This is a genomic window from Micromonospora sp. M42, from assembly GCF_000568915.1.
In the GTDB taxonomy this organism is placed as follows: domain Bacteria; phylum Actinomycetota; class Actinomycetes; order Mycobacteriales; family Micromonosporaceae; genus Micromonospora; species Micromonospora chalcea.
The window spans coordinates 8,476-15,857 of record NZ_KK037233.1 but is presented as its reverse complement, the minus strand read 5'-3'; the positions used below and the strand labels follow the sequence as shown (position 1 = coordinate 15,857).

1 protein-coding gene and 1 pseudogene are annotated in these 7,382 nt (G+C 76.2%); both read right to left on the bottom strand.

All coding sequences use genetic code 11. From position 1 onward, the window contains the following. Window positions 1-4,466, bottom strand: a pseudogene (locus MCBG_RS00020) (type I polyketide synthase); the annotation flags it as partial. A gap of 46 nt (window positions 4,467-4,512) precedes the next feature. Further along, on the bottom strand, window positions 4,513-7,382 hold a 2,870-nt coding region (locus MCBG_RS00015), incomplete at its 5' end, for an SDR family NAD(P)-dependent oxidoreductase (RefSeq protein ID WP_157560801.1).

Genomic DNA, 7,382 nt, shown 5'->3' with positions numbered 1-7,382 from the left:
CACGCCGAGCGCCTCCAGCTCGGCGCAGAGCTCCGCGACGCCCCCGGCGGCGCGGCCGCGCCGGCTGGTGAGGATGAGGTGCCGGACGCCGTACGTGCTGACCAGGTGCCGGCTCATCAGCTGGCCGAGGGTTCCGGTGGCGCCGGTGATCAGGACGGTGCCGTCGGAGTCGAACGGGGCGGCCGGCGGCTCGGCCGGGGCGGGAACCCGGGTGAGCCGGGCGCCGGCGGCGACACCCGCGCGGATCACGACCTGCGGTTCGTCGGTCGCGACGGCCGGGACGAGCACGGCGGCACAGCCGGCCACGTCGTCGACGTCGACAAGCACGAACCGGTCGGGGTTCTCCGACTGGGCGGAGCGGAGCAGGCCGATCACGGCGGCGCCGGCCAGGTCGGTCAGGTCGGCGTCCCGGTCGGTGGCGACCGCGCCCGAGGTCAGCACCACCAGCCGGGACACCGCGTAGCGCTCCTCGGCGAGGAACTGCTGGAGCACGGCAAGCACCCGGTGGGTCGCCTCGGCGACGGCGCGCGGCACGTCCGCCGACGCGGGCGGGTCGAGCAACGGCAGGACCAGCACGCCGGGCGCGTCCGTGCCGTCGTCCATCGCTGTGGCCAGGGCCGTCAGGTCGGGGTACGCCGCCACGGCCGTGCCGGTGGCCGCGACCGCGTCGGTGAGCGCCGCGGCGTCGCCGATGACCGCCCAGTCGACAGTGGACGGGCCGGCGGGCAGCGCGAGCGGCGCCCAATCGACCTGGAAGAGCGACTCGGTGCCGCCGCCGGAGGCGGTGCGGAGCTGGTCGGCGGAGACCGGCCGCAGGACCAGGGAGCCGACGGAGATGACGGGCGCGCCGGTGACGTCGGTGAGCAGCAGCGAGATGCTGTCGGGGCCGGTGTGCGAGACCCGGACGCGGGCCGCCGCGGCCCCGGCGCCGTGCAGGGCGACGTCGTTCCAGGAGAACGGCAGCCGGCCGTACCCCGGGAGCATGCCCGCCCCTGAAGGCTCTCCGGCCGGCGTGGTCAGGCCGAGGGTGTGCAGCGCCGCGTCGAGCAGGGCCGGGTGCAGGCCGTATCCACCGGCCTCGGCGGCGGGGGCCTCGGGCAGCGCCAGCTCGGCGAAGAGGTCGTCGCCGCGCCGCCACGCGGAGCGCAGGGCGATGAAGGACGGACCGTAGTCGTAGCCCTGGGCGGAGAGGTTCAGGTAGAGGTCGTCGGTGCCGACCTCGGTGGCGCCCGGCGGCGGCCAGGTGGTCAGGTCGGACCAGCCGGCGGGGCCGCTCGGGGCGGCGGGGCCGCTGGCCAGCACGCCGCTGGCGTTGCGGGTCCAGGTCCGCTCGCCCGCGCCCTCGGCCGGCTCGCCGTCCTGGGCGGAGTGCAGCGACACGGACCGGCAGCCGGTCTCGTCGGCCGGGCCGATCCAGAGCTGGATGTCGACGCCCCCGGTCTCCGGCAGGATCAGCGGCGACTCCAGGGTGAGTTCGCGGACGTGGTCCGCGCCGACGTGCGCGCCGGCCTGGAGGGCGAGTTCGACGAAGCCCGTGCCGGGCAGCAGCACGGTGTCGAAGACGACGTGGTCACAGATCCACGGGTGGGTACGCCGGGCCAGCCGGCCGGTGAACAGGAATCCCTCGGCGTGCGCGACGCCGACGGCGGCCCCGAGCAGGGGGTGTTGCGCGGGGCGCAGGTCACCCGGCACGGCCGTCGCGGCGGTGCCGCCGACCTCGGGCCAGTAGCGCTGGTGCTGGAAGGCGTACGTGGGGAGGTCCACGCGGCGCGCGCCGGTGTCGGCGAACCACTGCCGCCAGTCGACCGCCACCCCGCGCACGTGCAACTCGGCCAGCCCGGCCAGCAGCCCGTGCGCCTCGGGCCGGTCCGCGCGCTGCGCGGCGACGGCCAGCACGGCGTCGTCGGCGAGCAGGATGTCGGCCGCCATCGCGGTCAGTACGCTGCGCGGGCCGACCTCCAGGAACGTGTCCGCCCCGGCGGCGCGCAGCGCGGCGACCCCGTCAGCGAACCGCACCGCCTCGCGCACGTGCCGCACCCAGTACTCCGGCGTGCGGATCTCATCGCCGGCCAGGGCACCGGTCACGTTCGACACGACCGGCAGCACCGGCGCGGCGAAGTGAGCTTGTCGAGCACCGCGCGGAACCGGGCGAGCATCGGCTCCATCAGCGGGCTGTGGAACGCGTGGCTGACGGTGAGGCGGCGGACGCGTATGCCCCGCTCACGCCAGACCCGCTCCACCTCGTCGAGGGCCTCGACGGCACCGGAGACCACGACGGCCTGCGGACCATTGACCGCCGCGATCCCCACTCCGGCCAGCCCGTCCAGCGCCGCCGCCACATCGGCCTCGGCCGCCGCGACCGCCAGCATCCCGCCACCCGTCGGCAGCGCCTGCATCAACCGGCCCCGCGCCGCCACCAGCGCGCAGGCGTGCTCCAGCGACAGCACCCCCGCCACGTACGCGGCCGTGACCTCACCGATCGAGTGCCCACCCACGAAATCCGGCACGACCCCGAAGGACTCGACGAGACGGAACAGCGCCACCTCGACCGCGAACAGCCCCGCCTGCGTGAACACCGTCTGATCCAGCAGCTCCGCCTCAGCCGAACCCGGCTCGGCGAAGAGCACCTCCCTCAGCGGGCGCGGCAGGGCCCTGTCCAGGTGCCCGCACGCCTCGTCGACGGCCGCAGCGAAGACGGGAAACTCCGCGTACAGCTCCCGGCCCATGCCGGCGCGCTGCGCGCCCTGGCCGGAGAAGAGCACCGCGAGCTGGCCGCGCGGCACCCCGGCACCGAGCACGACCGTACCGGCCGGTTCCCCGGCGGCGAGGGCGCGCAGCCCCGCGAGCAGGTCGTCGCGGCCGGTCGCGGACAGCACGGCCCGACGGTCCAGGGTGGAGCGGGAGGTGACCGACGAGAAGGCCACGTCGAGCGGGCGGAGGGTGTCGTCGGCGGCGAACCGGGCGGCCCAGCGGCCGGCCTGCGCGGCGAGCGCGGCGTCGGAGCGGGCGGAGAGCAGCACGGGGGCCACCGTGCGGGACTGCGGCGTGGTCGCCTCGGCCTCGGCCTCGACCTCGGCGGGAGCCGGGGCCTGCTCGATGATGGTGTGCGCGTTGGTGCCGGAGACGCCGAACGACGACACGGCGGCCCGGCGCGGCCGGTCCACGGCCGGCCACGGCGTGACGGCGGTGGCGAGGGTGACGGCCCCAGCGGTCCAGTCGATCTGCGGCGACGGCTCGTCGACGTGCAGGGTGGGCGGCACGACGCCGTGCCGCATCGCCATCACCATCTTGATCACACCGGCCACGCCGGCGGCTGCCTGGGTGTGCCCGATGTTCGACTTCACCGACCCGAGCAGCAGCGGCGCGGCCTCGTCGCGGTCCTGCCCGTACGTGGCCAGCAGCGCCTGCGCCTCGATCGGGTCGCCGAGCCGGGTGCCCGTGCCGTGCGCCTCCACCACGTCGACCTGCTCGGGCGTGAGCCGGGCGTTGCCGAGGGCCTGGCGGATGACCCGCACCTGGGAGGGGCCGTGCGGGGCGCTGAGCCCGTTGGACGCGCCGTCGGAGTTGACCGCGCTGCCGCGTACCACGGCGAGCACCGGGTAGCCGTGCCGCTGCGCGTCGGAGAGCCGGGTGAGCAGCAGCATGCCGATGCCCTCGGACCACGAGGTGCCGTCCGCGCCGGCGGCGAACGCCTTGCACCGCCCGTCGGCGGCGAGACCGCGCTGCCGGCTGAAGCCGACGAAGACCGCCGGGGTGGGCATCACCGTCACGCCGCCCGCCAGGGCCAGCTCGCAGTCGCCGTTGCGCAGGGCCTGCGCGGCCAGGTGGATGGCGACGAGCGAGGACGAGCAGGCGGTGTCGACCGTGACCGCCGGCCCCTCCAGCCCGAGGGTGTACGCGACGCGGCCGGAGATGACACTGGTGGCGTTGCCGGTGAGCAGGTGGCCCTCGCCGTTCTCGGCCTGCGCCATCATGCCGTCGTAGCCGTGCGACGACGCCCCGACGAAGACGCCGGTACGGCTGCCCCGGACGGCCGGCAGCGGCAGCCCGGCCCGCTCGAACGCCTCCCAGGAGGTCTCCAGCAGCAGCCGCTGCTGCGGGTCCATGGCGAGGGCCTCGCGGGGCGAGATGCCGAACAGGTCGGCGTCGAAGTCGGCGGCGGAGTAGACGAAGCCGCCCTCGCGCACGTAACTGGTGCCCGGGTGGTCGGGATCGGGGTGGAAGAGGTTCTCCAGGTCCCAGCCCCGGTCGGCGGGGAACGGCCCGATCCCGTCGCCGCCGTCGTGCACGAGCTGCCACAGCGCCTCGGGGCTGTCGACGCCGCCCGGGTAGCGGCAGCTCATCGCCACGATGGCGATGGGCTCGGAGTCCCGGCTCTCAAGCTCGCGCAGCCGACGCCGGGTACGCCGCAGCTCCGAGGTCGTACGCTTCAGGTACTCGACGTACCTCTCGTCCTCGTTGCTCACCGTGGACCTACCTCACTCGGCATGCCGATGTCGTTGCGGCTGGTGGTCACGACGTCTCCAGCTCGCGGTCGATCAGGTCGAAGATGTTCTCGGCGGTGGCCGACTCCAGGTCGTCGTCGCCGTCCGCGTCCGCCTGCCGCTCGGTCAGCCGGCCCAGCAGGCCGTGCAGCCGGTCGGTGATCCGGCGGAACTCGTCGTCGGCCGGGTCCAGCCCGACGAGCGCCGCCTCCAGCCGGTCGAGTTCCCGGCCCGCCGCCGACGGCTCGCCGGCCGGGCTCACCGGGGCGAACTGCCCGGCCAGGTGGACGGCGAGCGCCTCGGGCGTCGGGTTGTCGAAGACCAGCGTCGCCGGCAGCCGCAGCCCGGTGGCCGCGCCGAGCCGGTTGCGCAGCTCCACGGCGGTCAGCGAGTCGAAGCCGAGTTCCCGGAACGCGCGGGTCGGCTCGATGCCGGCCGGGTCGCCGTGGCCGAGAACGACCGCCACGTGCGCCAGCACCAGGTCGCGCAGGGCGCGTACCCGCTTGTCGTCGGGCAGGGCGCGCAGCGTCTCGGCGTACGCCTGCCCGTCGGCGGCCTCGCCGGCCGCGGCCCGGCGGCCGACGGCGCGGACCAGGTTGGTCAGCAGCGGGTGTACGGGCGACCCGGGCGCGGCCACGCCGGTGGCGATCTTGGCGGGCATGATTGTCGCCCGCTCCGAGCGCCAGAGGGCGTCGAACAGGGCGAGCCCCTCGGCGTCGGAGAGCGCCGCCATGCCGCCCCGGTCGAGGCGGCGGATGTCGGCCGAGTCGAGGTGGCCCGTCATGCCGCTGGCCTGTGCCCAGCGGCCCCACGCCAGCGCGACCGCCGGCAGGCCGAGGGCCCGCCGGTGCTCCGCCAGCGCGTCGAGGAACGCGTTGCCGGCGGCGTAGTTGCCCTGGCCCGGACCGCCGAACACGCCGGCGGCGGCGGAGAAGAGCACGAACGCGCTCAGGTCGTGGCCGAGGGTGGCCCGGTGCAGGTTCCACGCCACGTCGACCTTGGGCCGCAGCACCGCGGCGAGGCGGTCGGGGGTGAGCGACTCGACGGTGGCGTCGTCGAGGACGCCGGCGGCGTGCACGACGGCGCGCAGCGGGTGCCGCCGGTCCACCATGGACAGCACGTCCGCCACGGCGTCCGGGTCGGCCAGGTCGGCGGCGACGATCGACACGTCCGCGCCGAGCGCCTTCAGGTCGGCGAGCAGTTCGTCGGCGCCCTCGGCGTCCGGGCCGCGCCGGCTGACCAGCAGCAGCTGCCGGGCGCCGTGCGCGGTGACCAGGTGCCGGCAGAGCAGCGCGCCGAGGGTGCCGGTCGCCCCGGAGACCAGGACCGTGCCGTCGAGCCGGGGCGCCTGCGGAATGCTCAGGGCCAGCTTGCCGACGTGCCGGGCCTGGCTGAGGAAGCGGAACGCCTCGGGGGCGCGCCGGACGTCCCAGGTGCGCCGGGGCAGGGGCCGCAGCGCACCGGCGGCGAAAAGCGCCATCAGCTCGCCCAGCATCGCGCCGATCTTCTCCGGGCCGGCCTCGATGAGATCGAAGACCTGGTAGCTGACGCCCGGGTGGTCGGCGGCGACCCGCCGCGGGTCCCGCTTGTCGGTCTTGCCCATCTCGACGAACCGGCCGCCGTCGGCGAGCAGCCGCAGCGACGCGTCGACGTACTCGCCGCGCAGGGCGTTGAGCACCACGTCGACGCCCCGCCCGCCGGTGCGGTGGGCGAACTCGTCGGCGAAGTCGAGGCTGCGGGAGGAGGCGAGGTGCGCGTCGTCGAAGCCGGTGTCGCGCAGCGCCGGCCACTTGCCGGGGCCGGCCGTGCCGTAGACCTCCGCGCCGAGGTGGCGGGCGATCTGCACGGCGGCCATGCCCACGCCGCCGGCCGCCGCGTGCACGAGCACGGACTCGCCCGCGCGCAGCCGGGCCAGCTCCACCAGCCCGTACCACGCGGTCAGGAAGACCACGGGCACGGCGGCGGCGTCGGTGTAGGACCAGCCGTCGGGGATGCGGGTGACCAGCCGGCGGTCGGTGACCGCCGCCGAGGCGAACGAGCCGGAGAAGATGCCCATCACCCGGTCGCCGGGGGCGAGGTCGGCGACGCCCGGCCCCACGCCGAGCACCACGCCGGCGCCCTCGTTGCCCAGCACCTCCTGGTCGGGGACCATGCCGAGGGCCAGCACCACGTCGCGGAAGTTCAGCCCGGAGGCGCGCATCCCGACCAGGACGTGGCCCGCCGGCAGTTCCCCGCCCGCCTCGGGACCGGGCAGCAGGGCGAGGTTCTCCAGCGTGCCCTTCTCGGTGACGTCGAGGCGCCACGGCACCTCGTCGGCGGGCAGCGGCAACACACCGGCGTCGCGGGCCCGGGCCAGCCGGGGCACGAGCGGCGCGCCGTCGCGCAGCGCGAGCTGCGGCTCGCCGGAGGCGACGGCCGCCGGGACGGCCGCCAGGGAGGCGGCGGCGTCGTCGGTGTCGAGCAGCGTGAACCGGCCGGGGTGCTCGGACTGCGCCGAGCGGACCAGCCCCCACAGGCTCGCCCGGGCCAGGTCGCAGGGGGCCTCGCCCGGGGCCGCGCCGACCGCGCCCCGGGTGTGCAGCACGAGCCGGGACCGCTCCAGCCGGGGCTCGCCCAACCACTGCCGCACCAGCGCGAGGGCGTCGCGGGCCGCGTCGTGCGCGGCCTCACCGGCCCGCTGCGGGTCCGACTCCGCGCCGGAGCGCAGATCCAGCACCACATCGGGTACGTCCCCGGACTCCCCGATCTCGGCGACCAGCGCCGCCAGGTCGGCGTGGGACCGCACCGGGTGCCCGGCGGCGGCGAGCGCCCCGGCGAGGCCGAGGGTGTCGTCGCCGAGCAGCGCCCAGCGGGCCTCCCCGGCCGCCGCCCCGGTGTCCGTCAACGGCGTCCAGTCCA